The organism is Mesorhizobium sp. L103C119B0 (assembly GCF_000502235.1).
Classification (GTDB): Bacteria; Pseudomonadota; Alphaproteobacteria; order Rhizobiales; family Rhizobiaceae; genus Mesorhizobium.
On the sequence record NZ_AYXE01000005.1, the window covers coordinates 1 to 26,385 of the forward strand.

Below are 26,385 nucleotides of genomic sequence, written 5' to 3' on the forward strand. Positions count from 1 at the left end.
CGCGCCTAGGCCGGCACCGACGGCCGCGCCCGCCGCGCCGCGCCCAGCTCCACACTCTCCAGCCCCGCACGCCCCGGCCTCGCAAAGCTCGGGCAAGCGCGGCGTGCCCGGCATCGAGGCGATCATCGCGGTGGCGTCCGGCAAGGGCGGCGTCGGCAAGTCGACCACCGCTGTCAACATCGCGCTTGGCCTCGCCGCCAACGGTTTGCGTGTCGGCGTGCTCGATGCCGATATTTATGGCCCGTCCATGCCCAGGCTGCTCAACATCCATGGCCGGCCGCAGACCGTCGACGGCAAGATCCTGAAACCGATGGAGAATTACGGCCTTAAGGTGATGTCGATGGGCTTCCTCGTCGACGAGGAGACGCCGATGATCTGGCGCGGTCCGATGGTGATGTCGGCGCTGACGCAGATGCTGCGCGAGGTCGAATGGGGCCGCCTCGACGTGCTCGTCGTCGACATGCCGCCCGGCACCGGCGACGCCCAGCTGACCATGGCCCAGCAGGTGCCGCTGGCCGGCGCCGTCATCGTCTCGACGCCGCAGGACCTGGCGCTGATCGACGCCCGCAAAGGATTGAATATGTTCAAGAAGGTCGACGTGCCGCTGCTCGGCATCGTGGAGAACATGAGCTATTTCATAGCCCCCGATACCGGCAAGCGCTACGACATCTTTGGCCATGGCGGGGCGCGGCGCGAGGCCGAGCGACTCGGCGTGACCTTCCTCGGCGAAGTGCCGCTGGAAATGGGCATTCGCGAAAGTTCTGATGAAGGTGCTCCGGTGGTGGCGTCGAAGCCAGACAGCGCCGAGGCGAAGATCTATCGCGGCATCGCTTCGAAGGTCTGGGACCGCGTCAACGAAGAACGCGGCGCGGCCGAAGCGGCGGTGCCGAACATCGTGTTCGAGTAGCTCGGATATCCCTCCCCCTTGAGGGGAGGGTGGCCCGAAGGGCCGGGTGGGGTCCGCGGTGACACGCTCGACGCTATTTCTTTACAAGTCGAGGCAGCTCAACTCAGGTTGAGGCAGTTGAGGCGACCCCACCCGCCTCGCTTCGCGAGGCACCCTCCCCTCAAGGGGGAGGGGAACCCACCTTCTCACCAAAGCTTGAGAAAAACTGCCCGGCCAGCTTCTTCGAAGTCGATTCGATGAGCCGGCTGCCGAGTTGGGCGATCTTGCCGCCGACTTCGGCTTTGGCCGCGTATTTGAGGACCGTCGCATCCGGCCCGTCCGCCGTCAGCGTCACGTCGGCGCCACCCTTGGCGAAGCCGGCAATACCGCCCTTGCCCTCGCCCTGGATGGTGTAGGAGTGCGGCGGCTTCAGGTTCTTCAGCGTCACCTCGCCGTTGAATGTCGCCTTGATCGGTCCGATCTTCAGGACCACCGTCGCTGCCATTTCGGTCGGCGATTTCATCTCCAGGTTCTGGCAGCCGGGAATGGTCGCCTGCAAAACCTTCGGATCGTTCAGCGCTTCCCACACTTTCTGCAGGGGGGCGGCAATGCGTTCCTCGCCTTCGATCACCAAAGCCATCGATACCTCCCGGACAGACTTCGAAGGCCTAACGCACGGTCTGGTCTGTGTCTATCGCACCAAAGTCCGGTTGCGACGGTGCGCCCTCTTGCCTGCTTCCGCGCGTTGCCATATCGATTTGTCTTACAAATACGGAGACCATGATGGCAGGCGCCCCCACCGGAAAGAAGAAGTTTCGCTCGCAGGAGTGGTTCGACAATCCCGACAATCCAGGCATGACCGCGCTTTACCTCGAGCGCTACCTGAACTACGGCCTGACGCGGGCCGAGCTAATGTCGGGCAAGCCGCTGATCGGCATCGCCCAGACCGGCTCGGATCTGTCGCCATGCAACCGCCACCATATCGAGCTCGCCAAGCGCGTGCGCGAAGGCATCGTCTCGATGGGCGGCATCCCCTTCGAATTCCCGTGCCATCCGATCCAGGAGACCGGCAAGCGCCCGACCGCGGCACTCGACCGCAACCTTGCCTATCTCGGCCTGGTCGAAGTGCTTTACGGCTATCCGCTCGACGGCGTCGTGCTGACCATCGGCTGCGACAAAACCACGCCGGCGCTGCTGATGGCGGCGGCCACCGTCAATATTCCGGCCATAGCACTTTCGGTCGGACCGATGCTCAATGGCTGGCACAAGGGCAAGCGCACGGGATCGGGCACCATCGTCTGGGAGTCGCGCCAGCGCCTCTCGGCCGGCGAGATCGACTATGACGAGTTCATGGACATCGTCGCCTCATCGGCGCCGTCGACCGGCTATTGCAACACCATGGGCACCGCCACCACGATGAACTCGCTGGCCGAGGCGCTCGGCATGCAATTGCCGGGCTCGGCTGCCATCCCGGCGCCCTATCGCGAGCGCGGCCAGATCTCCTATGAGACGGGCAAGCGCATCGTCGAGATGGTGCATGAGGATCTGAAGCCGTCCGACATCATGACGCGCAAGGCCTTCGAGAACGCCATTGTCGTCAATTCGGCGATAGGCGGCTCGACCAACGCGCCGATCCACCTCAACGCGATTGCCCGCCATCTCGGCGTGCCACTCACCAATGACGACTGGCAGACGGTCGGCCTCCATGTGCCGCTCATCGTCAATCTGCAGCCATCGGGCGAATATCTCGGCGAGGACTATCACCATGCCGGCGGCGTGCCGGCTGTGGTGGCCGAACTGATGAAGGCCAAGCTGCTGCCTTATCCCGAAGCGATGACCGTCAACGGGAAATCGATCGGCGACAATTGCAAGGATGTGGCCAACGAGAACACCGACGTCATCCGCACCGTCGCCGAGCCGCTGAAGGCCAATGCCGGCTTCATTAATCTCAGCGGCAATCTGTTCGATTCCGCAATCATGAAGATGAGCGGCATCTCGCCGGAATTCCGCGAACGCTATCTCTCCAACCCGAACGACCCGGAAGCCTTCGAGGGCAACGCCATGGTCTTCGATGGTCCCGAGGACTACCACGCCCGCATCGACGATCCGGCGCAAGGCATCGACGAGCACACCATCCTGTTCATGCGCGGCGCCGGCCCAATCGGCTATCCCGGCGGCGCCGAGGTCGTCAACATGCAGCCGCCGGCCTATCTCATCAAGAAGGGCATTCACGCGCTGGCCTGCATCGGCGATGGCCGCCAGTCGGGCACATCCGGCTCGCCGTCTATCCTCAACGCTTCGCCGGAGGCCGCCATTGGCGGCGGCCTGGCGCTGCTCAAGACCGGCGACCGTGTGCGCATCGATTTACGGAAAGGCACTGCCAACATCCTCGTCACCGACGAGGAAATCACGCGCCGCCGTGCCGAACTGCAGGTCGATGGCGGCTATCATTATCCCAAGCATCAGACGCCATGGCAGGAGATCCAGCGCTCCATGGTCGACCAGTTCTCGGAGGGCATGGTGCTGAAGCCGGCGGTGAAATACCAGGACGTCGCGCACACCAGCGGCGTGCCGAGGGACAACCACTGAGCACCCCGCTTGATATGAAAATGCCGGCCTGATCGGGCCGGCATGAAAGCCTTGGCGTAAGCTTGTTTGGATGGCGGCCTCAGGGTGGAGGCGGGCCGGACGAAGCGGCGATGGCTGTGATGCCGGAGAGTCGTCCTGCCTTGCGGATGACTGGTGTGTGATACTGTTTCTTCATAGGACCCGTTGCCCGTTTTAGATCACTGCTCGCACGCCAACTGATCCCACCTGTCAGTATGACATTGCAGTCCTCGTCAGTTTCGGGTTTTTTGACACGAAATCAAGAGGGGTCCAGAGCGTCGTCCATGATGATGGTTTTCCGCCACGGGCGTATCCTTGCCGCCTAGCCCAATCGACATTGCCCCGGTCGACATTGCTATTGTCGGCGCGGGCATGGCCGGTCTCTTCCTGGCGTGGCGCTTGTCCCAAAGTGAAAAGCCCGCAAGGATCGCTGTTTTCGAATCCGCCGGTCGCGTCGGCGGTCGGGCCTCCACGGTCTCATTTCCCGGAGAGCCGAACTTCGGCATCGATCTCGGCGCGATGATGCTGATGCCGCAACATCGGCTGCTCAAAAAACTCATGGCGACGCTGGATGTAAAGCTGTCGGGTATGGACGTCGTCACCGGCGCCAACCGGCTCCATCTGCGCGGTAGGAGCCTGCCCTACGCCGCTATATCGCGCTTTGCGCCGCGCCGCCTGTTTGCCTATGACGTGACGCGTCGGCTGCAGGAAAAAGGCCCGTCCCGCCTGCTGCGAAAGGCGGCAGCACTGATCCTGCCGGGTTCGGAGGCCTTCGGCAGCGCCGAATGGAACGGCGCCGCAGGCTTCGTTTATCGCGGCCGCAAGCTGGCGGATTGGGCGACTTGGGATGTGCTGGCGACGGTCTTGACCCCGGAGGAAATGGCTTTTGCCGAGGACGCGGTGGGCTATTCGTTGCTCCTGCGCGGACCCAACGCCGCCGAGACGTTCAGGCTTGCGCTCGGCGAGCTGAGCGGCGGCCGCTCCTATTGTTCCCCCGATGGTGGGTTCCAGCCGGTTGCGGAGCGAATGGCCGGGCGGATCGCTGTCAGCGGCGGCGCCGTCCATCTCGATCACACCGTGACCGCCATCGCCCGCTCGGCGCAAGGGATGGTCTTGTCTGTCGAGGGGCAGGGCGGGACGGTCGAGGCGCGCAAGGTCGTGCTGGCGTTACCGGTCCGCCCCCTGCGGACCCTGCTGGAAAAGTCCGGCATCGAGCAGCCCAGCGATCTGCCGGCACCGGAACCCTGGCCGATGCTCACGCTGGCCGCCTGCTATGCCAGCCCGTGGTGGGCTCGAAACGGCATCGCGGCCGGCCACAGCGTGACCGATCTGCCGGCTCGCCAGATATGGCAGTTCACAAAAGCGGACGCTCGCGACGCGACGATTCGTCGGAGCGTCGCCATGGCCTATTGCGATGGCAAGCACATGGTATTCTGGCGCTCACTGCTGCCTGAGCTCGCTCGGCGCCACGGCTTTGCGGTTTTGGCCGAGGGACATTCCGCGCTGGAGGCCTTTCACGGCCAGATGGTCGAAGTCCATGGCAAACACGGCGCCATCTCGAAACCCATCGGCGGGTTTGCGCAGGATTGGGGTGCGCCGGCCTATGGCGGCGCGTCGCATATCTGGGGCCGTGGCATAGATATCTCCGGTATAAAACTGGCGAGCCATACGCTCGCTCCGGGCATTCATGTCTGTGGCGAAGCGTGGTCCAACAATCACGGCTGGATCGAGGGCGCGCTGGAAAGTGCGGAAGACCTGTTGCAGCGGGAATTCGGGCTCGACGCCTGGTTTGCCTGAGACTCCGGAAAGGCGATGAAAAACGATCCTACATTCCCATATGAGTGGTCGGCTATCGGACGGAAAGTATCAACGTGACTAAACGGCGCTCTTCCCTCGGTTTCCTCGGCATGTTCGGCCGCTCGGGTGACTTGCGGGAACTGGACAACGCGCTGCGCGGCGCCGACCTTCACCCGGCACTCGTGCCAGAGGGAGTAAAGCTCACCATCGTCAATCTGATGAAGGATCACTGGCCGGACGAGCCCCCGCCAGAGGCTTATCGGTCCGTGGCGCAGCTGTTTGGTTATTGCATCGCAGGCCCACAAACCTTTGAGCAGGCCAATGGGCCGGAGCGGCGGCTGGACGCTGAGCGCCGCATCGAGGCAGCGCTTGAAACCGGCGACAGCCTGGATGCCCGGATCGTGCTGATGGCGCTGCATGGCAAGCTGATCAGCGCCGAAGTCGTCGAGCGCTTTGGGCTAAGTGCGGACTGACCTTCGTAAGGTGAAGCTTACCCGCCCATGCCGCTGCGTGGCAGCTTGATCATCTCGCCGAAGCGGGCGCGCAATTTGTCGTCTAGCAGCTTCGGCACATGGCGCGGGAAGCGCTCGGCAAGCACGCGCTTCTTTTCGATGATCGCCCGCTGCAAGATGTCGGGCCGGCCCTTCTCGTTCCATTCCTTGGGCGAAAAGCGGTCGCCGACGGCCGGATAAAAATACTCGGTCTGCATCAGGCGCAGCGTCTGCTCGTTGCCGAGATAGTGGCCTGGGCCATTCATGCAGACTTCGGTGATGGTGTCGATCGACAGCGCTTCGTCGGTCACTTCGATGCCCCGCACGCAGCGCAGGCAGTGGCCCAGCATGTCATTGTCTATGATCAGGCTCTCCAGGCAAAAGCCGAGCAGCGAGGCGTGCATGCCCGCCGATTCATAGACCAGATTGAGGCCGGCAAGACCGGCCATCACGTCGGTGATCCCCTTTTCATAGCCGGACTGGATGTCGGGCAGTTTCGAATCCGTCATGCCGGCGGCCGAGCCGCCCGGCAGGTCGTAGAACTGCGCCATCTGCGCGCAGGCCGAAGTCAGTACTGCCTGCTCGGCCGAGCCGCCCGACATGGCGCCGGTCCTCAGGTCGGAGACGAACGGCCAGGTGCCGAAGATCGCCGGATGCCCGGGCTTGATGGCGTTGACGTAGATGAGGCCGACCAGCACTTCGGCCACCGCTTGCACCACAGCGCCGGCAATCGCCGCGGGAGCGGTGGCGCCGGCCTGGCCGGCCGATAGAAGCAGGATCGGGATGCCGCCGTCGACACAGGCTTCGAGCACGCCGCAGGCGTCCTCGGCAAACTTCATCGGCGGCACGACGAAGCAATTGGAGTTTGACACGAACGGCCGGGCGCGAAAGTTCTCCTCGCCGCCGGCGATCGCATAAAGCATTTCCAGCGCCGGCTGCACGTTCTCGCGCACCGTGAACGAGGTGCCGACATGCTTCGACGTGCCCATCACGCAGGCGTAGAGCGTGTTGAAGTCCATTTCGAGCGGATCGGGAATGTCGCGCGGCACCATCGGCCGCTGGAAGAAATGGATGTTGTCGAGCCCTTCGACGAGGCGAGCGGCATCATAAATGTCCTGCACCAGCGACTCGCGGTATTCGCGCTTTTCGACATCGACCAGATGCACCGCCGCACCCGCCGTGCCGTAATGCACGCGCTTGCCCTGGATCAGCATGTCATGCCTGGGGTCCTGGCCGTGCAGCGTAAAATTCCGCGCGGCTCGTCTGATCGTGTCCATCACAAGCCCGCGTGGGAAACGGACGCGGCCGTCATCGCCGTAAACGGCGCCGACCCCGGTCAGCGCCTCGACGCAGGAGGGAATGGCATTGGCGAAGCCGACGGTCTCCAGCAGCGTCAGCACCGCTTCATGGATGCGCTCCTGGTCGTTCCGGTTGAGCGGGCCGTAACTGCCGCCTTCAAGCCCGGCACGTACCGGCCTGATGTCGTCGGCCAAAGGTGCTGCCCGCATGGCGCGGCGCGCTTCGCGCCCGCCGGATCGTCGCGAACGCTGGTCGGCTGATGTATCTTTAGGAGCCGCATCCTTAAGAGCCGCATCCTGCTGCTCAACAGCCACTGACATGGGGGGCACTCCACCTTTAGCTTGCGAAACACGACGCGGTGATTGGTCCACCGTGGGCCTGCTTCGTCCCTCTGTCAGCCGACTATGCCGTTGCCATTGGCCCAGCCTATGGGCCAGTCAACGCAGCCGAGTATGCCAGAGAGCTAATGCAGAATGTTGGTGATCATGCCAAGGGCCGGGCTGTTCAAAGCCCCGGCACAGGCAAATCAGGCTGCAGCGGGCCTGCGTCCGGCTGCGGTCGCGAGCTCGCGAATACCCGGCTCGATGTGCTGCAGTGCGATCGAGGAAATGCCCAAGCGCATGAAACGCGACGGCTTTTCGGTGCGATCGAAGAAGCGATCGCCCGGCTCGATGATGACGCTGCGCGAGGCCGCGGCCTCGGCCAGTCCACGTGAATCGGTGCCGCGCGGGCCTTCCAGCCAGAGCGATGTGCCGCCGGCCGAATCGGTCGAGCGCCATTCCGGCAGGAATGCGGAAATCGCATGGACCAGACGCTTGCGCCGCTCGTCGAAGGCCGACGACAGCCGCCGCACCAGGGCTTCGTGATGGCCGAGCGACAGGAACAGCGCGACCGCGCGCTGGTTGTTGGCCGGCGGGTGCCTGAGCATGAAGCGACGCAGCGCCCTGAGCTCGGAGATTAGTCCAGCCGAAGCGACGATGTAGCCAAGCCGCAGGCCCGGAGCCAGCGTCTTCGACATCGAGCCGACATAGACGACGCGACCCGAGCGATCGAGGCTCTTCAGCGCCTGCTGCGGCGCCTCGTCGAGAAGCTGGCTGTCATAGCCGTCCTCGATGATGATCTGGTTGTGGCGGTTGGCGCGCGCCAGAAGGTCCTGCCGCCGCTCCGCCGACAGCGGCACCATGGTCGGGCAGTGGTGGCTGGGGGTGACGAAGACAAAGCCCGAATCGTTGGGAATGGACGAGGTGACGATGCCGGACTGATCGACCGGAACCGGCTGGATTTCGGCGCCTGCCAAGCGGAAGATCGAGCGCGCGTCGGGGTATCCCGGGTCTTCCATCGCGACCTTGGAGCCCTTTGTCATCAGCAGTGTCGCCAGCATATAGAGCGCGTTCTGGGCGCCCAGCGTGACGATGATCTCGTCCGGATTGGCGAAGATGCCGCGCCGCGGCAACAGCCGCGCCTGGATCTGCTCGATCAAGAGCGGATCGTCACGATCGACCATGTCGGAGGCCCAGTTGCGGATTTCGAGCACGGCCAGCGCCATGCGGTTGCACTCACGCCATTCGGCTGTCGGGAACAGCGCCGGGTCGAACTGGCCGTAGACGAAGGGGTAGGAGGACTTGATCCAGTTGTCGTGCTTGGCCGGTGGCGGCATGTCGCTGGCGGCGATCTGCCGGCGTGCCTTCCAGTCGATCTCGTTCTGCTGGTCGGGCGCCTTCTGGTGCGGCTTGGCGGGGGTGGCCAGCACATCCGGATTGACGAAATGGCCGCGCCGTTCGCGCGCCACCAGGAAACCTTGGTCGACCAATTGCTGGAACGCCAGCACCACAGTGCCGCGCGCGACGCCGAGTTTTTCAGCCAGGATGCGGCAGGACGGAAGCGGCATCGAAGCGGCGATCTGCCGGTCGAGAATGGCGGCGACGATCGCCTGACGGATCTGCGCCTGCAGGGTCTGGCCCGATTCCGCCGAAATCCGGAACAGGCCGGACCATATGGCCGTGTCGTTACGCTGTGGCATGGAAGGTGTTCCTCGATGGCCAGTCTTTTTTGCTTGGCTGGACCAGCGGAAGGTAACCGTGGCACAAGGGGTTGCGCCAATCAATTTTTCTGATCGCTGGGATTTATGCCAGTGATCTATGCGCGACGCGTAGCGTCGTCGCATCCCCCGGGTGACGCTGCGTCATCCCGCAGCGCGGACGCCCGCGCGACGCGCAGCGTCGTCGCGCCTCATTATCCCCAGCGCGATGCGAAGCGTCGTCGCTACTCCCATCCCATCATCCAGCGCGACGCGCAGCGTCGTAGCTCCATCACATCGCACTATGCTGCACTGCGTCATCCCCACGCATTGAAACATGCGGAATTCGGCTCGATAACGTCACCCCGACGACACGCGCCGGAAACATCCGGTCTGATAAGATGTCGTGAAAAAACGATCAGGAGCCGGCAGTGGATCATTCCTCCTTCGACAAACAGCTTGTCGCCTTGCGTGCTGCGCGCGCGGCGGCATCGGGCACGATGCGCGAGGCTTTTGTCGCCGACCCCAAGCGCTTCGAGACATTTTCGGCCAGCGACGGCGACCTTTTGCTCGACTGGTCGAAATGCGCGGTCGACCAGCGCACGATGGAACTGCTCGAGAAGCTCGCCGCCGCCGCCGATCTCGAAGGTCGCCGGGCCGCAATGTTTTCCGGCAAGAAGATCAACATCACCGAAGACCGCGCCGTGCTGCACACGGCGCTACGCAACCTCGCGGGCAAGGGCGTCACGGTCGACGGCCAGGACGTCAAGGCGGATGTGCTGTCCGTGCTCGACGCCATGGGCGCTTTCGCCGATGCCATTCGCTCCGGCAAGGCCGCCGGCGCCACCGGCAAGAAAATCACCGACATCGTCAACATCGGCATTGGCGGCTCCGATCTCGGCCCGGCCATGGCGACGCTGGCGCTGGCGCCCTATCACGACGGCCCGCGCGCGCACTACGTCTCCAACATCGACGGCGCCCATATCCACGACACGCTGAAGGGCCTGTCGGCCGAAACCACCCTGTTCATCATCGCCTCGAAGACCTTCACCACGGTCGAGACGATGACCAATGCCGAGACGGCGCGCGAATGGGTGCAGAAGGCGCTCGGCAAGGAAGCTGTCGGCAAGCATTTCGCCGCCGTCTCGACCGCGCTCGACCTGGTTTCCAAGTTCGGCATCGAAGCGGATCGCGTGTTCGGCTTCTGGGACTGGGTCGGCGGCCGCTATTCGCTGTGGGGCGCCATCGGCCTGCCGGTGATGATCGCCATCGGCCCGCGCAACTTCCGCGCCTTCCTCGATGGCGCGCATGAGATGGACGAGCACTTCCGCACCGCACCCCTGCAGAAGAACCTGCCGGCGCTGCTGGGGCTGGTCGGCTGGTGGCATCGCGTGATCTGCGGTTATCCGGCGCGTGCGGTCATCCCTTATGACCAGCGCCTTTCCAGGCTGCCGGCCTATCTGCAGCAGCTCGACATGGAATCGAACGGCAAGGGCGTCACCCTCGACGGCACGCCGGTGACGACGCCGACCGGACCGCTGGTCTGGGGCGAGCCCGGCACCAATGGCCAGCACGCCTTCTTCCAGCTGCTGCACCAGGGCACCGATTTCATCCCGGTCGAGTTCCTTGCCGCTGCCGTCGGCCATGAGCCGGATCTGAAGCACCAGCACGATCTACTGCTTGCCAATTGCCTGGCCCAATCGGAAGCGTTGATGAAGGGCCGCACGCTGGACGAGGCTCGCGCGCAGATGCTGGCCAAGGGCATGAAGCCGGCCGATGTCGACAGAATAGCCCCGCACCGCGTCTTCTCCGGCAACCGCCCCTCGGTGACGATCCTCTACCGCAAGCTCGACCCGCGCACCTTCGGCCGGCTGATCGCGCTTTACGAGCACCGCGTCTTCGTCGAAGGCACTCTGTTCAACATCAATTCCTTCGACCAATGGGGCGTCGAGCTCGGCAAGGAGCTGGCGACCGGCCTGTTGCCAGTCGTGGAAGGCAAGGAGAGCGCCGCCAAGCGCGACGCATCGACGGCCGGGCTGGTGGCGCGCATCCAGCAACTGCGGGGGGCTCAATGAAAAATCCGGCCGACATCAAGGGCATCTTGTTCGACAAGGACGGCACGCTTGTCGATTTCAACGCGACCTGGCTCGGCATCGCCGATTTCATGGCCATGGATGCCGCCGAGGGCGATCGCTGGAAAGCCGACAGGCTGCTTTCAGCGGCGGGCTTCGATTTTGTCGCCAAGCGCTTCAAGCCGGATTCCATCTTCGCCTCGGGCACCAACATGGATGTCGTCGAACTATGGTTCCCGCGCCTGTCCGACGAGGACCAGATGCTGGCCGTCGCCCGCTTCAACGAGATCACCTCGGTGCAAGGCTCATCGATGGCGGTGGCCCTGCCCGGCATCGTCGCGGCGCTGACGGCTCTGCACAAGCGATCCTACCGGCTCGGCGTCGCCACCAATGATTCGACTGCCGGTGCCGAAAAGACCATGGTCACGCTCGGCGTCGCCCAGCTGTTCACCGCCGCCTATGGCTATGACGCGGTCGCCAATCCGAAACCGGCGCCGGACACGATCGTCGCCTTTTGCGACCTGACCGGGTTGAAGGCGTCCGAGATCGCCATGGTCGGCGACAACCGCCACGACCTGGAGATGGCGCGTGCTGGCGGCTGCGGCCTGGCGGTCGGCGTGCTCTCCGGCACCGGCACGCGTGAATCGCTGTCGGCGATCGCCGATGTCGTTTTGGATTCGGTCGCCGATTTGCCAGACTTTCTCTCGGCGCGGGTCAAGGAGACGGTCTGAAGGGGGCCTGGGGCAAACTCAATTCGACTCGAGATTTCCCGCCAATGGCCGAGTTGGGCGAAGCAGCCCATGAAAACTATGGAGCTTCTGGTTTGTTTTCGGACACAGTGGGCCACTCATCAGCAGAGCAAACGTACCCGCATTTGCCGCACCTGATCTTGGCGCTTGCGTTATCGATGTCTTCGCCCGGCTGAAGGTCGAAGCCGCGATTTTCGCACTTTGGGCAAACTGTGAAACCGATACGTTGAACAACTTTAATCCACGCCATTCGACTTCTCCTATCAACGGCTAATCGAATCTATTTTCTGCCCCTTGAGGTTTGTCCACAATGAGTAGAATCCGGCCATTCAGAGCGACTGGGCTTTGCCGCGTCGCGCTAGCAAATCTTCCGGCTCGAACCAAAACACACCGCTCAGCCTGCCCGCAGCGCCCTTCGCGTCACCGAAGTCCGGCACTTGATATTCCGCAACCAATCGTAGCCGCGACAGCGGCAGATCGGCGCGGCGGGGATCGCCGACCAGCACCTCGATGCCGGCTGCCAGGCAGCGGTCGAGGAACGGGATCACCCGCAGAGCAACCTCGCGGCCGTAGAACACGTCGCCGGCAAGCACGAGGTCGACCGCTGGCGGCGGGCCCGTGGTGATATCCTGGTCGACAATGGTGATCTCGACGCCGTTGGCCAACGCGTTGAGGCCGATCGCGGCGACGCCGTTGCGGTCGATCTCCGCCGCGACCACCGCGCTGGCGCCGGCCTTGGCGGCGGCGATGCCGACGAGGCCCGAGCCGGCGCCGAGGTCGAGCACGCGGCGGCCGGCCACGCTTTGCGGATGGTCGAGTACATAGCGCGCAAGCACGGCGCCGCCGGCCCAGGCATAGGCCCAGTAGGGCGGCTGCGGCTCAGCTTCGTGCTCCTCGGTCTGGCTGCCGTCTTCCGGTCCATGAGCTCGCCACTCGACAAGCCGCCTCAGGCCGCTGCCGGGATGAGCCGTATAGAGCTGGATTTCAGGAAGTGCGGGAACGGGCGCAAGCCGCAGGTTCGCCTTGATGAACACTACTGCATCGGGACGCCGACTATCGTCCGCTATCCCGCCGTCGCCAGGCTCGCCGTTCAAATTTATTCCCGCAGCGCCCGGCGCAAGATCTTGCCCACCGGAGTCTTCGGCAGCTCGGTCCTGAACTCGATGTATTTAGGCCGCTTGTAGCCGGTCAGGTTTTCGCGGCAATAGGCGGTGATTGCCTCAGCGGTCAGCGCCGGATCTTTCTTGACGATGAACAGCTTCGGCACTTCGCCCGAATGCTCGTCCGGCACGCCGATCGCCGCCACTTCGAGCACGCCCGGATGCTGGGCGACGACTTCCTCGAGTTCGTTGGGATAGACGTTGAAGCCGGAGACCAGGATCATGTCCTTCTTGCGGTCGACGATCTTGGTGTAGCCGCGCTCGTCCATGAAGCCCATGTCGCCGGATTTGAAAAACCCGTCCTTGGTCATCACCTTGGCGGTCTCGTCCGGCCGGTTCCAGTAACCGGCCATGACCTGCGGCCCGCGAATGCAGATCTCGCCGACCTCGCCGAGCGGCAGGTTGTTGCCGTCATCGTCGCGGATGACGATCTCGGTCGACGGCAGCGGCAGGCCGATCGTGCCGGTGAAATTGCTGTCGCTGAACTTGTTGGCGGTGGCCACCGGCGAGGTCTCCGACAGCCCGTAGCCCTCGGTGATCGAATTGCCGGTCAGCGCCTTCCAGCGCTCGGCAACCCCCTTCTGCACCGCCATGCCACCACCCAGCGTCATGATCAGCGGCTTGAAGTCGAGCTTGCGGAAATCCTCGTTGTTGAGCAGCGCGTTGAACAGCGTGTTGAGGCCGGGGAAAATGTGCATCGGGTATTTCTGCAGCTCCTTGACGAAGCCGGGAATGTCGCGCGGGTTGGGAACGAGCACGTTCTGGGCGCCCTGCTGCATGCCCATCAGCGCGTTCACCGTCAGCGCGAAGATATGGTAGAGCGGCAGTGCGCAGATGAAGTTGAGATGCGCCGGTTTCGGCTTGATCGCATAGGCGTCCTGCAGCCACAGCGTGTTCTGCGCGACATTGGACAGCACATTGGAGTGCAGCAGCACAGCACCTTTGGAAATCCCCGTGGTTCCGCCGGTATATTGCAGGAAGGCGACGTCGCCGGCCTCCATCTTGGCCGGTTTGAAGGCGATGCCGGCGCCGGCTTTCACCGCCGCATTGAATTTGACATGGCCGGGCAGCGACCAGGCCGGCACCATCTTCTTCACCCGGCGCACGACGAGGTTGACGATCGTGCCCTTGAGGGCGCCGAGCATGTCGCCCATCGCCGCGACCACCACATGCTTGACCGCCGTCCTGGCAATCACCGCGTCCAGGGTGCTGGCGAAATTCTCCAGAATGACGATCGCCTGCGCGCCGGAATCCTTGAGCTGATGTTCGAGCTCGCGCGGCGTGTAGAGCGGATTGATGTTCACCACGACATAGCCGGCGCGAAGCACGGCCATCATCGCCACCGGATATTGCAGCACATTCGGCATCATCAGCGCCACGCGTGCGCCTTTCTGCAGGCCCTTCGATTGCAGATAAGCGCCGAAGGCGGCCGATTGCCGCTCGAGTTCGGCATAGGAGATCGACTTGCCCATGCAGACGTATGCCGGCTGGCCGGAAAACTGCTTGCAGGCGCCGACGAGGAAGTCGCCGATCGAACTGTAGGGCAGGGCGCCGATCTCCGCCGGCACGACTTTCGAATAGCTTTTTAGCCATGGCTTTTCCGGCAAGCCCGCGGCAAGCGCCGTCAGCGTATTCGGCAGTTTTTTGGCCGCGCCCGGCGATGGCTTCGAGGCCGGCTTCGCCGCCGCTGTCTTGGCGGTTGGCGGCTGGGCGGGCTTTGCAGCGGGTGCTGTCTTCGCCGTGCGCTTGACCGCAGGTTTCGCCGCCGGCTTGGCGCTTGCCTTCGCCGGCGTCGAGGTTGCCGTTGGCTTGACAGCGGGAGTGGCCTTGGCCGGTGGCGCTTTCGACTTGGCGGCAGCGGCGGCCGGTTTTGAAGCTTTCGCCGCTTTTGCTTTCGCCGGGGCCGTTGTCTTTGTTGCTTTCGCCACCTCTAGCCTCCCTCGGTCGTTCTGTTGCCTGCTCCTGCTGCGCCGCCTCGATGTGGTGAGGCGTCCTCCGCTGCAGCGATGTCGCGGATTTCCGGAAAATCCAGCGTGTCATCTATCTATTGCGACTATCGGCGGCCGTGCAAGTCTTGCCCCAGCGGCAGGACGGCAAAGATTTGCCGTCGAAATCCTTCCCGCGATGCCAGCTCAGGCAATGCCGTCCTGTCATCTCGGTGGCGAAACCCAGGCTTGTGGATTTTTGGCTTACGATTGCTGCGATCAATGAAAAAATGCGGTCGTTAACAATCCCGTGATTAGCAGATTTTGCTATTTGTTTCTGCAGTTCGTCAAAGACCGAGAAATATTTTCTGCTTACGGTGGGGTAGGCAAACAGGGTGTTCCAAAGCCGGAAAAACGGTGCTTATATGCGCGCTTCGCGAGCCTATAGAGGGGCTTGGAAGAACATCAGGGAGTGCTCAATGAAAAAGAAACTGACTTTTGCAGCCGCGTTGCTGGCTGCAAGCGTCCTCGGCGGTGTGGCCAATGCCAAGACGCTGGTCTATTGCTCGGAGGCCTCGCCGGCCAACTTCGACCCGGGTACCACGACGGGCGGCAACGACTTCGACGCCTCGTCGCGCACCGTCTATTCGCGCCTGGTCGAGTTCAAGCATGGCGGCACCGAAGTTGTGCCCGGTCTCGCCGACAAATGGGAGATTTCGGACGACGGCCTGGTCTATACTTTCCACCTGCATCCGGGCGTGAAGTTCCAGACGACGGATTTCTTCAAGCCGACGCGTGATTTCAATGCCGACGACGTCGTCTTTTCGTTCGATCGCCAGTTCAACAAGGAAAACCCCTGGAACGGCGAGAAGTACCTGCCAAACCTGACCTGGGACTACTACACCGGCATGGACATGCCGAAATACGTCGCCAAGTGGGAAAAGGTCGATGACCTGACCGTGAAGCTGACGCTGAACGAGCCGAACGCGCCGATGCTGGCCAATCTCGGCATGGACTTCGCCTCGATCGTGTCGAAGGAATATGCCGACCAGCTGGAAAAAGACGGCAAGATGGCCGACTTCTCGACCAAGCCGGTCGGTACAGGTCCGTTCCAGTTCGTCGACTACCAGCTGGATTCGGTCATCCGCTATGCGGCCAACCCGGACTACTTCAAGGGCAAGGAAAAGATCGACGATCTCGTCTTCGCGATCACGCCTGACGCCACCGCCCGCATCCAGAAGGTGCTCGCCGGCGAATGCGATATCGCGCCCTATCCGAATCCTGCCGACATCGGCACGATCAAGGCCAACGCCGACGTGACCCTGATGGATCAGGCTGGCCTCAACATCGGCTATATGAGCTACAACACCACCATCCCGCCGCTCGACAAGCCTGAAGTGCGCCATGCGCTCAACCAGGCGATCGATCGGGAATCGCTCATCAAGTCGCTGTTCCAGGACGCCGGCGCCACGCCGGCCGTAAACCTGATCCCGCCGACCATGTGGTCGTGGAACAAGGACGTGAAGTCCGACGCCTATGATCCGGAAGCCGCCAAGAAGGTGCTGGCCGATGCCGGATTGAAGGAGATCCAGCTTTGGGCCTCCGACCGCGTCCGTCCCTACAACCCGAACTTCCAGCGCGCCGCCGAACTGATCCAGGCTGACTGGGCCAAGGTCGGCGTCAAGGCGGAGATCGTCAGCTACGAGTGGACGAAGTACCGCGAAGAAGGCAAGAAGAAGGAGCGTCCGGGCGCCTTCCAGATCGGCTGGACCGGTGACAATGGCGATCCGGACAATTTCTTCGCTACGCTGTTCGCCTGCTCGGCCATCGGCGTGTCGAACTACTCCAGTTGGTGCGACAAGGACTTCGAGGATCTGATCCAGAAGGCCAAGAAGACCAGCGACCAGGCCGAACGCACCAAGCTCTATGAAGAGGCGCAGGTTGTCTTCCAGAAGCAGGCTCCGGCCTTCCTCATGGCACACAGCCAGGTCTACGCAGTCGTGCGCAAGAATGTCAGCGGCTTCATGATGGACCCGCTCGGCATTCATCGCTTCGACGGCGTCGACAAGGCCGAATAGAACTGTTAGGCGGGCGGCGCGCAATCAGGCGCCGCCCGCTTTTCAAGATGCTCCGATATCTCCTAAACAAAATCGTGTTGGTGCTGCCGACGCTGATCGGCATCACCATCTGCGCCTTCGCTTTTGTCAGGCTGCTGCCCGGCGATCCCATTCTTGCCATGGCCGGCGAGCATGGCGTGTCGCCCGAGCGTTACGCGGAACTGAAGGAACAGTTCGGCTACAATTTGCCGATCTGGCAGCAATACGCGCATTATGTCCGCGATGCCGCGACCGGCAATTTCGGCGTGTCGATTTCGTCCAAGCGGCCGGTCATCGAAGATTTCATGACGCTCTTCCCGGCAACCATCGAGCTCTCAGTCTTCGCCATGATCTTCGCCATGGTGCTGGCCATCCCGGCCGGCATCATTGCTGCGGTCAAACGCGGCTCCTGGTTCGACCAGGGGCTGATGGGCACCGCCCTTGTCGGCTATTCCATGCCGATTTTCTGGTGGGGTCTGCTGCTGATCATCTTTTTCTCCGGCTATCTCGGCTGGACCCCGGTTTCAGGCCGCATCGGCCTTCAGTTCTTTATCAAGCCGATCACCGGCTTCCTGACCCTCGACAGCCTGCTCTACGGCAAATGGGATGCTTTCCGCTCGGCATTGAGCCACCTGGTGCTGCCGACAATTGTGCTCGGCACCATCCCGCTGGCGGTGATCGCGCGCCAGACGCGCTCGGCCATGCTCGAAGTGCTGGGCGAAGACTATGTGCGGACCGCCCGCGCCAAGGGCCTGTCGTCGTCCCGCGTCATCGGCGTGCATGCGCTGCGCAATGCGCTGATCCCGGTGGTCACCACCATCGGCCTGCAGGTCAGTACCCTGCTCGCCGGCGCCATTCTCACAGAAACCATCTTCGCCTGGCCGGGCATCGGCAAGTGGATGGTCGAATCCATATCCAAGCGCGACTATGTCGTCGTGCAGTCAGGCTTGCTGCTGATCGCCCTTATCGTCATGGCGGTGAACCTGATCGTCGACGTGCTTTATGCCGTCATCAACCCGCGCATCAGGGCGGCGTGATGAGCCAGTCGACCGAAATCGCCCCGATGGCCGCCGGCAACCCTGACCGACTGACCGGCTTCAGGACTTTCTGGCACTATTTCTCGGTAAACCGCGGCGCCGTCATCGGCCTGTTCGTCTTCATCCTTTTGGTGCTGGCCGCGCTCTTTGCACCGCTGCTCGCGCCCTATGCGCCCGACATCCAGGACAAGACCGCTTTCTTGCGTCCGCCGGCCTGGCAGGCAGGCGGCAGCATGGAATATCTGCTTGGCACCGACGCGGTCGGCCGCGACATGCTCTCGCGCCTGCTCTATGGCGCGCGTTTCTCGCTGCTCATCGGCGCCGTCGTGGTCACGCTGGCGCTTGTCGGCGGCATCACGCTCGGCCTTTTGGCTGGCTATTTCCGGGGCTGGGTCGACGTGGCGATCATGCGGGTCATGGATCTGATCCTGTCCTTCCCGTCGCTGCTCTTGGCGCTGGTTCTGGTCACCATCCTCGGCCCCGGCCTGTTCAACGCCATGCTGGCCATCGCGCTTGTCCTGCAACCCCACTTTGCCCGTCTGGTGCGCGCTGCCGTCATGGCCGAAAAGAGCCGCGAATATGTGGTCGCCGCCAAGGTCGCCGGCGCCGGCCATATAAGGCTTATGCTGCGCACCATCCTGCCCAACTGCCTGGCGCCGCTGATCGTCCAGGGCACGCTGTCCTTCTCCAACGCCATCCTGGAGGCGGCCGCTCTCGGCTTTCTCGGCCTTGGCGCCCAGCCGCCGACACCGGAATGGGGAACCATGCTCGCCTCGGCGCGTGAATTCATCCTGCGCGCCTGGTGGGTGGTGACCTTCCCCGGTCTGGCCATCCTCATCACCGTGCTTGCCATCAACCTGATCGGCGACGGTCTGCGCGATGCGCTCGATCCGAAGCTGAGGAGGTCGTAATGGCGCTGCTCGACATCCGCAATCTCGTCGTCGAGTTCCAGACCGCATCCGGCCCGTTCCGCGCGGTCGATGGCGTCTCGCTCCATGTGAACGAACGTGAAGTGCTGGCCATCGTCGGCGAATCCGGCTCCGGCAAGTCGGTGTCGATGCTGGCTGTGATGGGGCTGTTGCCGTGGACGGCGACGGTCACTGCCGACGAGATGAGCTTCAACGGCCGCGATCTCCTGAAGATGAGCCCGGCCGACCGGCGCAAGATCGTCGGCAAGGACATGTCGATGATCTTCCAGGAGCCGATGGCCAGTCTCAATCCGTGCTTCACCGTCGGCTTTCAGATCGAGGAGGTGCTGCGCTTCCATATGGGCATGGACAAGGCCCAGCGTCGCGAGCGCGCCATCGAATTGCTGACGCAGGTCGGCATTGCCGAGCCGGCCGAACGGCTGAACTCGTTTCCGCACCAGATGTCGGGCGGCCAGTGCCAGCGCGTGATGATCGCCATCGCCATCGCCTGCAATCCCAAGCTTCTGATCGCCGACGAGCCGACCACCGCGCTCGACGTCACCATCCAGAAGCAGATCCTCGACCTGCTCGTGTCGCTGCAGGTCAAATACGGCATGGGCCTGATCATGATCACCCACAATATGGGCGTGGTCGCCGAGACGGCCGACCGCGTCATCGTCCAGTACAAGGGCCGCAAGATGGAAGAGGCCGACGTGCTGTCGCTGTTTGAATCGCCGAAGAGCAATTACACCCGCGCGCTGTTGTCGGCGCTGCCGGAAAATGCCGTCGGCGACCGGCTGCCGACCGTCTCGGACATGCTGTTCGAACCGGCTGCCGGGGGCGTCTGATGAGCATCAAGGTCGTCGAAGGCAAGGACATCGTGCGCGACTATCACGTCGGCGGCGGCCTGTTTCGCGGCGCGCGCACCGTGCATGCGGTCAAGGGCGTTTCGTTCAGCGTCGACAAGGGCAAGACGCTGGCCATCGTCGGTGAATCGGGCTGCGGCAAGTCCACGCTGGCGCGCATCATCACGCTGATCGATCCGGCAACGTCGGGCGAGCTGTTCATCGACGGCAACAAGGTCGACATCGCAAGGAACGGCCTGACCAGGGAGATGCGCCGCAAGGTGCAGATCGTCTTCCAGAACCCTTACGGATCGCTCAATCCGCGCCAGAAGATCGGCGACGTGCTGGGCGAGCCGCTGCTCATCAACACCGACAAGCCGGCCGAAGAGCGGCGTGACCTTGCCATGAGGATGCTGAAGAAGGTCGGCCTCGGCACCGAGCACTACAATCGCTACCCTCACATGTTCTCGGGCGGCCAGCGCCAGCGCATCGCCATTGCCCGCGCGCTGATGCTGAACCCGAGCCTGCTGGTGCTTGACGAACCGGTCTCCGCGCTCGACCTTTCGGTGCAGGCGCAGGTGCTCAACCTGCTCGCCGACCTGCAGGACGAGTTCCAGCTGACCTATGTCTTCATCAGCCACGATCTGTCTGTCGTGCGCTACATCGCCGACGACGTGATGGTGATGTATTTCGGCGAAGCCGTCGAATACGGCTCGCGCGAGGAGGTCTTCGCCGACCCCAAGCACAACTACACCAGGACGCTGTTCGCCGCGACGCCGCGCGCCGACGTCGCCTCGATCAAGGCGCGGCTGGCGAAGAAGAAGGCCGCCTGACCTCCCACCGAGAATTGTTTTTGAACAATCGGAAATGCGTCGCGGCGGTGGTTTGCCGGCAGGATTGATCGCAATCTGCGAGCTGCCGGGCGCAAGCCGCGTCGCAGGTCGGGGTGCCCCCCATCACTCACCCGCTCCGTGCTGGTAAAGCTCGTCCATGCTGAGCATTGCCAAGGTTGCGAAGGGGGCCTGTTTTTTCACCCGACCGCGGCTCAAGATCACCACGTCGTCGCAGAACGATATGGTGCTGTAATGATGACTGATGACAATGGTGGTGCGGCGGCCGGCCCGCGATTTCAGCGTCTCGACAATAGCGGCTTCTGACAACCCATCCACCGCACTGGTGGCTTCGTCGAGGATGAGAATATCGGGATCGCGCACCAGCGCCCGCGCCAGGGCGATCCTTTGCCTTTGTCCGGCTGACAGGTTGATGCCCCGGTATCCGACCAGTGTCGCGTAGCCCTGCGGCAGGTGCTCGATGAATTGATGTGCCTCGGCCAGCCTTGCGGCGCGCATGGCGTCGCTGGCCGACGCCGTGTCGTAGCCGTAGATAATGTTTTCAAAAATGGTGCCATCGACCAGTTCCAGCTCCTGACTGGCCAGGGCAATGTTCCGCCGCCACTGGCTTGGGTCCACTTCATCGAGCGGTGCCCCATCGACGAGGATCCTGCCGCTGTCGGGTTTGACGAAGCGGCACAGGAGATTGACGATCGTCGTCTTGCCGGCGCCCGAGCGGCCGATCAGCGCCGTCGAGCGGCCGCTGCGGATGTCGAACACCGCCTTATGCAGCACCGCCTCGCGCGCGTCGGGGCCTGACAGGGGACCGGAATAGGCGAAGCTCACATCATCGAAGCTGATCCCTTGGCGCAAGCCGTCGAACGGCAGGCTGCCCTGCGGCGCCTCGGGCTTGTCGGAAGGATCGAGCAGCCATTGTACCTCCTCCAGCGAGCCGCTCATGCCTTGCAACTGACTCCAGGACATCTGCAAGGCCCGCATATGCGGCTGCAGTCGGTAGAGCAGGATGAGGAAGGCGACGGTCAGCGGGAAGCTTACATTCGCCAGCCAGGCTCCGATCACCACCGCCAGGAACAGCATCGCGTGCAATACTTCGGTCAGTGGCGGCAAGACGCCCTGGCGGATTGAAAGCACGAAAGCCGCCCGCCGCACCCCGTCGGACGCTTTGGCGAAGACCGCCTTTTCACGGTTCTCCTGCCCGAAGATGCGAATCAGGCGCCCGGCATGCACCAGATGCAGCATCTGCGACGCCAGTGCGCTGTTGCGCGAGACGACGCTGCGGCTCGGCGCCTTCAGATTGGACGACAAAACCCCGTGCGCCAGCTGGACAAGCGCCAGCCCTAGAGTCACCAGCAGCGTCATCTGCCAAGAGAGGAGCAGGAGGAAGGCGAGCAGGATGACGGCGGCCGAGGCACTGACGATCGCGCCGAGCAGGGCCTGGATAGCGTCGGATGCTCGCCAGGATTCGTTGGAGATGATGTTGAGCAGCCGCCCGGGGCTTTGCTGCAGGAAAAAGGGGTAGCCGACCCTGAGCAACTGCTCCGACAGTGCGCTACGGATCGAATAACCTGCCTTGCCGTAGATGTAGCTGGTCAGCAGAGTGTTGGCGAAGGCAAAGACATTTTTCAGTACGATCGAACCGAGGATCGCGGCCGAAATGGCGATCAGCCGCTGGCGCTCGCCGAGGTCCGCTCCAACCTGCTGGAGGAGGGCGGAGAAACCGGCCATGCCTGATGTTTCGCCACGTCCCATAATGATGCCAAGCAGCGGAATGATGAGACCGATGCCGAGGCCTTCCAGCGCGGCGCCCGCAAGCCCGAGCCCCACCACGACGGGAACGAGCCGCAACAGCCTGCCACCAAGCGCGCGGCGCAGCATTGGCAGGGCTGACGGAATCAGTGACATTATCGCGCTCTGGCCTCCGCATTGGCTTCGCTGGCTTGTCGGTCGTGGCGCAGCGGCAGCCGTTTTGGCCATCCCATCATGACGAGCAGCGCAAATCTGGCGGCACCTGCCAGATTCATAACGACAATAGGCCAGTGCGACAGATCGAGGTCGCGGTCAAAGCGAGGACGGCCCGCCAGTTCCCTGAACGCGGCCCGCGCGGACCAATAGACATGGCGAAGCAGCCAAGGGGCGTGGCGGACATGTTTCAGGCACAGCGCACCATTACCGAGGCTATAGTCGCGGTGCAGCCTGTCGATCGACTTGCGGTCTCGCCGGCCGTGATGATGCAAGACCGTCATGTCGGGCACGTACTCGACCGGCATGCCGAGCAGCATCGCCCGCACGAGATAATCAGTATCTTCAGCCGAGCGTAGCGGGCCGCCAGCGCCGAAGCGTTCGTCGAACGAGCCGATGCGGGCCGCGACGTCGCGGTGCATGGTCATGTTGCAGCCGAGCACGAAGCCGCCGGGGTGGACCGCCGGGGTCAGCCGCTCGCTTGCCTCGCGGAGCTTTATGGTGAAGGGCAGGTCCCGGGCATCACCGAGCTCGACCCGGCCGCCGCGGATCAGCCACTTCTCGCCACTCCGGTAGTGCCGCTCCAGGTCGCGGAGATAGTCGCGGTCGAGCTTGCAGTCGTCGTCGACGAAGACCAGCACGCGGCCTCGCGCTCGCGCCAATCCGGCATTGCGGGCAGCGGCTAGTCCGGGGCGAGTCTCCGAGACGGCTGTGACTGGGATGTCGGAAGTTTCGGCGATAGCGGCCAGCCGCTTTGACGTGCCGTCCCGTGAACCATTATCGACCACCACCAACTCTGCCGCGAAGGTGGCGTGCACCCGGCATGCGGCCTGGATCGAGGCTATGCAAGCCTCCAGCACAGCGGCGCGGTCGCGCGTGCAGACGATGAAACTGACCTCGAGCGACGGCCGCTCCGATCGGGGAGATGTCGGGACAGGCGCACTCGCAAACTGGTGATCGCGCAGGAGCGGGTGGGGCCTGTCGGTCATACCAGTCCCCGCTGATAACGCGCAAGCACCGCTTCGGCCGGCGTGGTTTTGAAGAAGTAGGCCACCGCGTCCGCCCGCTTTCCGGCCCTTATCGAGAGCAGGCTGAGCCAAGGCGCCCAGACGCCGGGACGCAGCGCATATTGTTCGCGGCGCCGGATGAAATTCCATCTCGCCGTCCGCGTGAGCAATTCGTGGGTCAGCGGCGGTTCTCCTTCGTCGCCGACGAGCTGGTAGAGGAAATAGAACAGGTTCAGCGCGCCTGCCTCGAAGCTTGGCCGTGTGTCGGTCGGCAGCTCGGAAATCCGCTCTTCGAGCGCACGGATGAAATCGGCTGCGCGCGAAACCGTGTCGAAAGAGACGGCCTCGCCGATGTCCCGCAGATCCGCTGTGGTTTCCGCAAGCCCCTCACGCTCGAGATTTTCGGCCACGATCCGCAAATGCGTCCTGCGCATTTCCTTGGCATGCCGCATGGTCACGCTTCCCGCATGGATGCGATAGACGAGCAGGCTATCGGGCAATATGGTCGCCGGGAAACGGCCGGCAAGCCGTCTGAAGAGATCAAAATCCTCGGCATGTCTATATTTAGGATCGTAATAGAGATCGTTGTTCCCAATGACATTCCTGTTGTAGATCACCGTCGGATGTAAGAATATCGTAAAGAACATCGACAATATGTCGAGCCGGCCGAGCCGGAACACCGGGTCTAGCCTGCCTTTGGCGATACGGCCGTGAAGCAAGGTATCGACGCAGGCGCCGCAGAAGCCGAGATCGGGCCGCCGCTCGAACAGTGCGACCTGGCGCGAGAGGCGCCGGGGATAGGCGACATCGTCCGCATCCATTCGCGCAACAAGCTCGCCCTGGGCCAGTCGTAGCCCTTCATTGAGGGTGGCGACGAGGCCGCGGTTCTCACGCGAGATGACAGAAACGCGATTGTCTGCCCGGCGGTATCGTTCGAGAATCTCGAGCGAGTTGTCAGTCGATCCGTCATCGATAGCGATGACCTCCAGGCGATCGTAGTCTTGCCGCAGAATGCTCTCCAGCGCAGCGGTGAGATAAGGCCCGGCATTGTAGACCGGCAGCAGGACGGAGACGAGCGGCGCAGTGGTCATCTCTGCGCATCCGTTCGCCGGAGTTCGAGTGCGGCGCGGCCATCGGGGGATCCGCCGGGATAGGCGTCCGCCGCCCTGCCGAGCCAGCCGGCATCGCCAGAGCGTGCCTGGGAGCGGCGGCGCGCTACATAGGGGAAGCGGCGCTTGAGGCCGTTGAGCGGCTTTTCGAAAGCCGTCCACGAGATCGAAGCGACGGCGATCGTGGCGGCGCTCGCGACCAGGAAACGCCCTGGCCCCTGCTCCGAGACATTGAGCGGGATCCAGGGCTGTGACTTGACGGCGAGCGAAAGAAGGATCGGATGGTAAAGATAGACGCCGTAGCTGATGCGGCCCAGTGACAGCAGCGGTGGCAGTTCGAAAACCCTGCCGAGGACGCCGCCAAGGCCGGCTGAACAGGCGGCGACAACGGCCACCAGCGGCACTAGGGGCAGGATCTGCAGTAACGCCCAGCGGGCCCATTCCAGCATAGGATCGGCCGGCGCAGGGATAAGCCACTCAATCGCCAGGAAGACAGCCGCAAGGGCTGGCCAGCCTAGCCGCATCCATTGCGGCAGGCCGGCGCCTCTGGTCCGCCGGCAGGCAAGCAAAGCACCAAACGCCAGCGCGTCCATCGATGCTGGCGGCAGCAGGTCGCGCGCTAGCGCCGGGGTGGCGGTGATCGGCCAGCAGAAGCGATAGGCCAGCGACAACAGGATGACGCCGATAGTGATCGCTTCCACCCGCCGGCGGGGTGCGAGAAGCACGACCAGCGGCCAGGCGATATAGAACTGCTCCTCGATGCTCAGGCTCCAGAAATGGCAGAGTAGCCAGGGCGTCCATTCGTTGCGCAGCGCGTACCAAAAATTCGACAGGTAAAGCGCATGCCAGACGAGCGATCCACTGGACTGCTCCAGATCGGTCAGCCAGACGAACCCAAGCACGGCGAAATAGGGCGGGAATATGCGCAGCGCGCGCCTGATGTAGAAGGAACTCAATGCAGGGCCGGCTTTGAATTCGGCCGCGGCGCGCGCTTCGAGCAGCAGTCGTGTGATCAGGAAGCCGCTCAGCACAAAAAAAAGCCGCACCCCGATGTGGCCCCAAAAGGAGGACCCGTTGGGTGCAAGGAAATGGGAATAGAGAACCATCGTGACAGCGATGGCGCGCAGAGCGTCCAACTGATTGTCACGCGCGACCGCCATCAGCCATTTCCGCCGGTCTGAAATCTCCGATGAAGCCAGCGGCCCTGCATTCCGGGCCTCAGGTCGAGGCCTGCCAGCGTCGAGAGTGCGCCGACAACATCAAACCCGCGCCTTGTGCGCGGGGCAGCCTCGAAATCGGTGCTGGCCAGCGAAAAATTCAAGCTGATCAACTTGGCGGAATCCTCCACGGCGCACTTCCCAGTACCAAATCCCCCAAGAAATGGTGCAACCTGGCAATGGTGCAGTGCAACACAAAATATCTATCGAGCTGTAATATTTGTGTGAGTTAGTGCTAAAAATGGGCATGATTTGCGAGTGCGTTGCGTCGCTGAGGGTTTTTCACGTCCGCAATGCTGCATGAGCAGTAGTACCATGTCAGAAAAGGCACGATTTAATTACACAACTATAAT

The 26,385-nt window shown here is 63.1% G+C and carries 21 protein-coding genes; 11 read left to right on the forward strand and 10 right to left on the reverse strand.

Going from position 1 to position 26,385, the window contains the following annotated elements; all coding sequences use genetic code 11:
* On the forward strand, nucleotides 1-907 hold a 907-nt coding region (locus X728_RS157085; protein WP_031195216.1), incomplete at its 5' end, for an Mrp/NBP35 family ATP-binding protein.
* 160 nt (nucleotides 908-1,067) lie between these two features.
* On the opposite strand, the gene X728_RS157080 is transcribed toward X728_RS157085, so the two are convergent.
* On the reverse strand, nucleotides 1,068-1,526 hold the full coding sequence (locus tag X728_RS157080) for a carbon monoxide dehydrogenase subunit G (RefSeq protein WP_023699425.1): 459 nt from the start codon (nucleotides 1,524-1,526) through the stop codon (nucleotides 1,068-1,070).
* 143 nt (nucleotides 1,527-1,669) lie between these two features.
* On the opposite strand from X728_RS157080, the gene X728_RS157075 reads away from it, so the two are divergent.
* The 3 genes from X728_RS157075 to X728_RS157065 all read left to right on the forward strand — a co-directional run bounded on the left by X728_RS157075 (nucleotide 1,670) and on the right by X728_RS157065 (nucleotide 5,763).
* Complete coding sequence (locus X728_RS157075) at nucleotides 1,670-3,475, forward strand: IlvD/Edd family dehydratase (RefSeq protein ID WP_023688786.1); 1,806 nt, start codon at nucleotides 1,670-1,672, stop codon at nucleotides 3,473-3,475.
* Between the two features lie 333 nt (nucleotides 3,476-3,808).
* Nucleotides 3,809-5,290, forward strand: a complete 1,482-nt coding sequence (locus X728_RS157070) for an FAD-dependent oxidoreductase (protein ID WP_280791138.1) — start codon at nucleotides 3,809-3,811, stop codon at nucleotides 5,288-5,290.
* A 110-nt stretch (nucleotides 5,291-5,400) separates the two neighbouring features.
* Nucleotides 5,401-5,763, forward strand: coding sequence for a hypothetical protein (locus X728_RS157065; protein WP_081732364.1), 363 nt, complete (start codon nucleotides 5,401-5,403; stop codon nucleotides 5,761-5,763).
* Nucleotides 5,764-5,780: 17 nt separating this feature from the next.
* On the opposite strand, the gene X728_RS157060 is transcribed toward X728_RS157065, so the two are convergent.
* Together X728_RS157060 and X728_RS157055 are read right to left on the reverse strand one after the other, a co-directional pair.
* Nucleotides 5,781-7,400 (reverse strand): trimethylamine methyltransferase family protein, encoded by a 1,620-nt coding sequence (locus X728_RS157060; protein WP_023745244.1) that lies wholly within the window; start codon nucleotides 7,398-7,400, stop codon nucleotides 5,781-5,783.
* 206 nt (nucleotides 7,401-7,606) lie between these two features.
* Nucleotides 7,607-9,100 carry a PLP-dependent aminotransferase family protein gene (locus tag X728_RS157055; RefSeq protein WP_023669484.1) on the reverse strand — a complete coding sequence of 498 codons (1,494 nt, stop codon included), beginning with the start codon at nucleotides 9,098-9,100 and terminating at the stop codon, nucleotides 7,607-7,609.
* A gap of 464 nt (nucleotides 9,101-9,564) precedes the next feature.
* Here X728_RS157055 and pgi point away from each other — a divergent pair, with 464 nt between their 5' ends.
* Together pgi and X728_RS157045 are read left to right on the forward strand one after the other, a co-directional pair.
* Nucleotides 9,565-11,172 carry a glucose-6-phosphate isomerase gene (pgi, locus tag X728_RS157050; protein WP_245266113.1) on the forward strand — a complete coding sequence of 536 codons (1,608 nt, stop codon included), beginning with the start codon at nucleotides 9,565-9,567 and terminating at the stop codon, nucleotides 11,170-11,172.
* Nucleotides 11,169-11,900, forward strand: a complete 732-nt coding sequence (locus X728_RS157045; RefSeq protein WP_023709202.1) for an HAD family hydrolase — start codon at nucleotides 11,169-11,171, stop codon at nucleotides 11,898-11,900. Before pgi ends, X728_RS157045 begins: the two co-directional genes overlap by 4 nt.
* Before the next feature lie 347 nt (nucleotides 11,901-12,247).
* Here the strand turns inward: X728_RS157045 and X728_RS157040 are convergent, their stop codons facing one another.
* Together X728_RS157040 and X728_RS157035 are read right to left on the reverse strand one after the other, a co-directional pair.
* On the reverse strand, nucleotides 12,248-12,985 hold the full coding sequence (locus tag X728_RS157040; protein WP_081732369.1) for a 50S ribosomal protein L11 methyltransferase: 738 nt from the start codon (nucleotides 12,983-12,985) through the stop codon (nucleotides 12,248-12,250).
* 29 nt (nucleotides 12,986-13,014) lie between these two features.
* The gene (locus tag X728_RS157035; protein ID WP_023831161.1) at nucleotides 13,015-15,006 is read right to left on the reverse strand and encodes a long-chain fatty acid--CoA ligase; all 1,992 of its coding nucleotides are present in this window, start codon (nucleotides 15,004-15,006) and stop codon (nucleotides 13,015-13,017) included.
* Nucleotides 15,007-15,482: 476 nt separating this feature from the next.
* Here X728_RS157035 and X728_RS157030 point away from each other — a divergent pair, with 476 nt between their 5' ends.
* From X728_RS157030 to X728_RS157010, 5 genes are read left to right on the forward strand one after another with little or no spacing between them, the layout of a single operon-like run.
* Nucleotides 15,483-17,081 carry an ABC transporter substrate-binding protein gene (locus X728_RS157030; RefSeq protein WP_023831162.1) on the forward strand — a complete coding sequence of 533 codons (1,599 nt, stop codon included), beginning with the start codon at nucleotides 15,483-15,485 and terminating at the stop codon, nucleotides 17,079-17,081.
* Between the two features lie 47 nt (nucleotides 17,082-17,128).
* On the forward strand, nucleotides 17,129-18,136 hold the full coding sequence (locus tag X728_RS157025) for an ABC transporter permease subunit (RefSeq protein WP_023669492.1): 1,008 nt from the start codon (nucleotides 17,129-17,131) through the stop codon (nucleotides 18,134-18,136).
* A 26-nt stretch (nucleotides 18,137-18,162) separates the two neighbouring features.
* A complete protein-coding gene (locus tag X728_RS157020; protein WP_050485757.1) occupies nucleotides 18,163-19,047 on the forward strand; it encodes an ABC transporter permease subunit in 885 nt (294 codons plus the stop codon).
* Nucleotides 19,047-19,892: an ABC transporter ATP-binding protein gene (locus X728_RS157015; protein ID WP_023682051.1), complete on the forward strand. Its 846-nt coding sequence runs from the start codon at nucleotides 19,047-19,049 to the stop codon at nucleotides 19,890-19,892. Before X728_RS157020 ends, X728_RS157015 begins: the two co-directional genes overlap by 1 nt.
* On the forward strand, nucleotides 19,892-20,722 hold the full coding sequence (locus tag X728_RS157010) for a dipeptide ABC transporter ATP-binding protein (RefSeq protein ID WP_023682050.1): 831 nt from the start codon (nucleotides 19,892-19,894) through the stop codon (nucleotides 20,720-20,722). The genes X728_RS157015 and X728_RS157010 overlap by 1 nt, the downstream gene beginning before the upstream one ends.
* Before the next feature lie 123 nt (nucleotides 20,723-20,845).
* On the opposite strand, the gene X728_RS157005 is transcribed toward X728_RS157010, so the two are convergent.
* Genes X728_RS157005 through X728_RS156985 form a run of 5 tightly spaced genes read right to left on the reverse strand, consistent with a single transcriptional unit; the run spans nucleotide 20,846 to nucleotide 26,163 of the window.
* The gene (locus X728_RS157005) at nucleotides 20,846-22,642 is read right to left on the reverse strand and encodes an ABC transporter ATP-binding protein (protein ID WP_027049321.1); all 1,797 of its coding nucleotides are present in this window, start codon (nucleotides 22,640-22,642) and stop codon (nucleotides 20,846-20,848) included.
* Entirely contained in the window at nucleotides 22,642-23,688 is a 1,047-nt protein-coding gene (locus X728_RS157000; protein WP_023738159.1) for a glycosyltransferase, read from the reverse strand. The genes X728_RS157005 and X728_RS157000 overlap by 1 nt, the downstream gene beginning before the upstream one ends.
* Nucleotides 23,685-24,797 carry a glycosyltransferase gene (locus tag X728_RS156995; RefSeq protein ID WP_023669498.1) on the reverse strand — a complete coding sequence of 371 codons (1,113 nt, stop codon included), beginning with the start codon at nucleotides 24,795-24,797 and terminating at the stop codon, nucleotides 23,685-23,687. The genes X728_RS157000 and X728_RS156995 overlap by 4 nt, the downstream gene beginning before the upstream one ends.
* Nucleotides 24,794-25,975, reverse strand: coding sequence for an acyltransferase (locus X728_RS156990; RefSeq protein WP_023821509.1), 1,182 nt, complete (start codon nucleotides 25,973-25,975; stop codon nucleotides 24,794-24,796). Before X728_RS156990 ends, X728_RS156995 begins: the two co-directional genes overlap by 4 nt.
* Entirely contained in the window at nucleotides 25,975-26,163 is a 189-nt protein-coding gene (locus X728_RS156985; protein WP_023682045.1) for a hypothetical protein, read from the reverse strand. Before X728_RS156985 ends, X728_RS156990 begins: the two co-directional genes overlap by 1 nt.
* Nucleotides 26,164-26,385: the final 222 nt, after the last annotated feature.

Excerpts from the sequence above, each read along its gene's own strand:
- X728_RS157080 (WP_023699425.1), bottom strand. The coding sequence starts at position 1,526 with ATGGCTTTGGTGATCGAAGGCGAGGAACGCATTGCCGCCCCCCTGCAG.
- X728_RS157075 (WP_023688786.1), top strand. The coding sequence starts at position 1,670 with ATGGCAGGCGCCCCCACCGGAAAGAAGAAGTTTCGCTCGCAGGAGTGG.
- X728_RS157065 (WP_081732364.1), top strand. The coding sequence starts at position 5,401 with ATGTTCGGCCGCTCGGGTGACTTGCGGGAACTGGACAACGCGCTGCGC.
- X728_RS157060 (WP_023745244.1), bottom strand. The coding sequence starts at position 7,400 with ATGTCAGTGGCTGTTGAGCAGCAGGATGCGGCTCTTAAGGATGCGGCT.
- X728_RS157055 (WP_023669484.1), bottom strand. The coding sequence starts at position 9,100 with ATGCCACAGCGTAACGACACGGCCATATGGTCCGGCCTGTTCCGGATT.
- X728_RS157045 (WP_023709202.1), top strand. The coding sequence starts at position 11,169 with ATGAAAAATCCGGCCGACATCAAGGGCATCTTGTTCGACAAGGACGGC.
- X728_RS157030 (WP_023831162.1), top strand. The coding sequence starts at position 15,483 with ATGAAAAAGAAACTGACTTTTGCAGCCGCGTTGCTGGCTGCAAGCGTC.
- X728_RS157025 (WP_023669492.1), top strand. The coding sequence starts at position 17,129 with ATGCTCCGATATCTCCTAAACAAAATCGTGTTGGTGCTGCCGACGCTG.
- X728_RS157020 (WP_050485757.1), top strand. The coding sequence starts at position 18,163 with ATGGCCGCCGGCAACCCTGACCGACTGACCGGCTTCAGGACTTTCTGG.
- X728_RS157015 (WP_023682051.1), top strand. The coding sequence starts at position 19,047 with ATGGCGCTGCTCGACATCCGCAATCTCGTCGTCGAGTTCCAGACCGCA.
- X728_RS157010 (WP_023682050.1), top strand. The coding sequence starts at position 19,892 with ATGAGCATCAAGGTCGTCGAAGGCAAGGACATCGTGCGCGACTATCAC.
- X728_RS157005 (WP_027049321.1), bottom strand. The coding sequence starts at position 22,642 with ATGTCACTGATTCCGTCAGCCCTGCCAATGCTGCGCCGCGCGCTTGGT.
- X728_RS157000 (WP_023738159.1), bottom strand. The coding sequence starts at position 23,688 with ATGACCGACAGGCCCCACCCGCTCCTGCGCGATCACCAGTTTGCGAGT.
- X728_RS156995 (WP_023669498.1), bottom strand. The coding sequence starts at position 24,797 with ATGACCACTGCGCCGCTCGTCTCCGTCCTGCTGCCGGTCTACAATGCC.
- X728_RS156990 (WP_023821509.1), bottom strand. The coding sequence starts at position 25,975 with ATGGCGGTCGCGCGTGACAATCAGTTGGACGCTCTGCGCGCCATCGCT.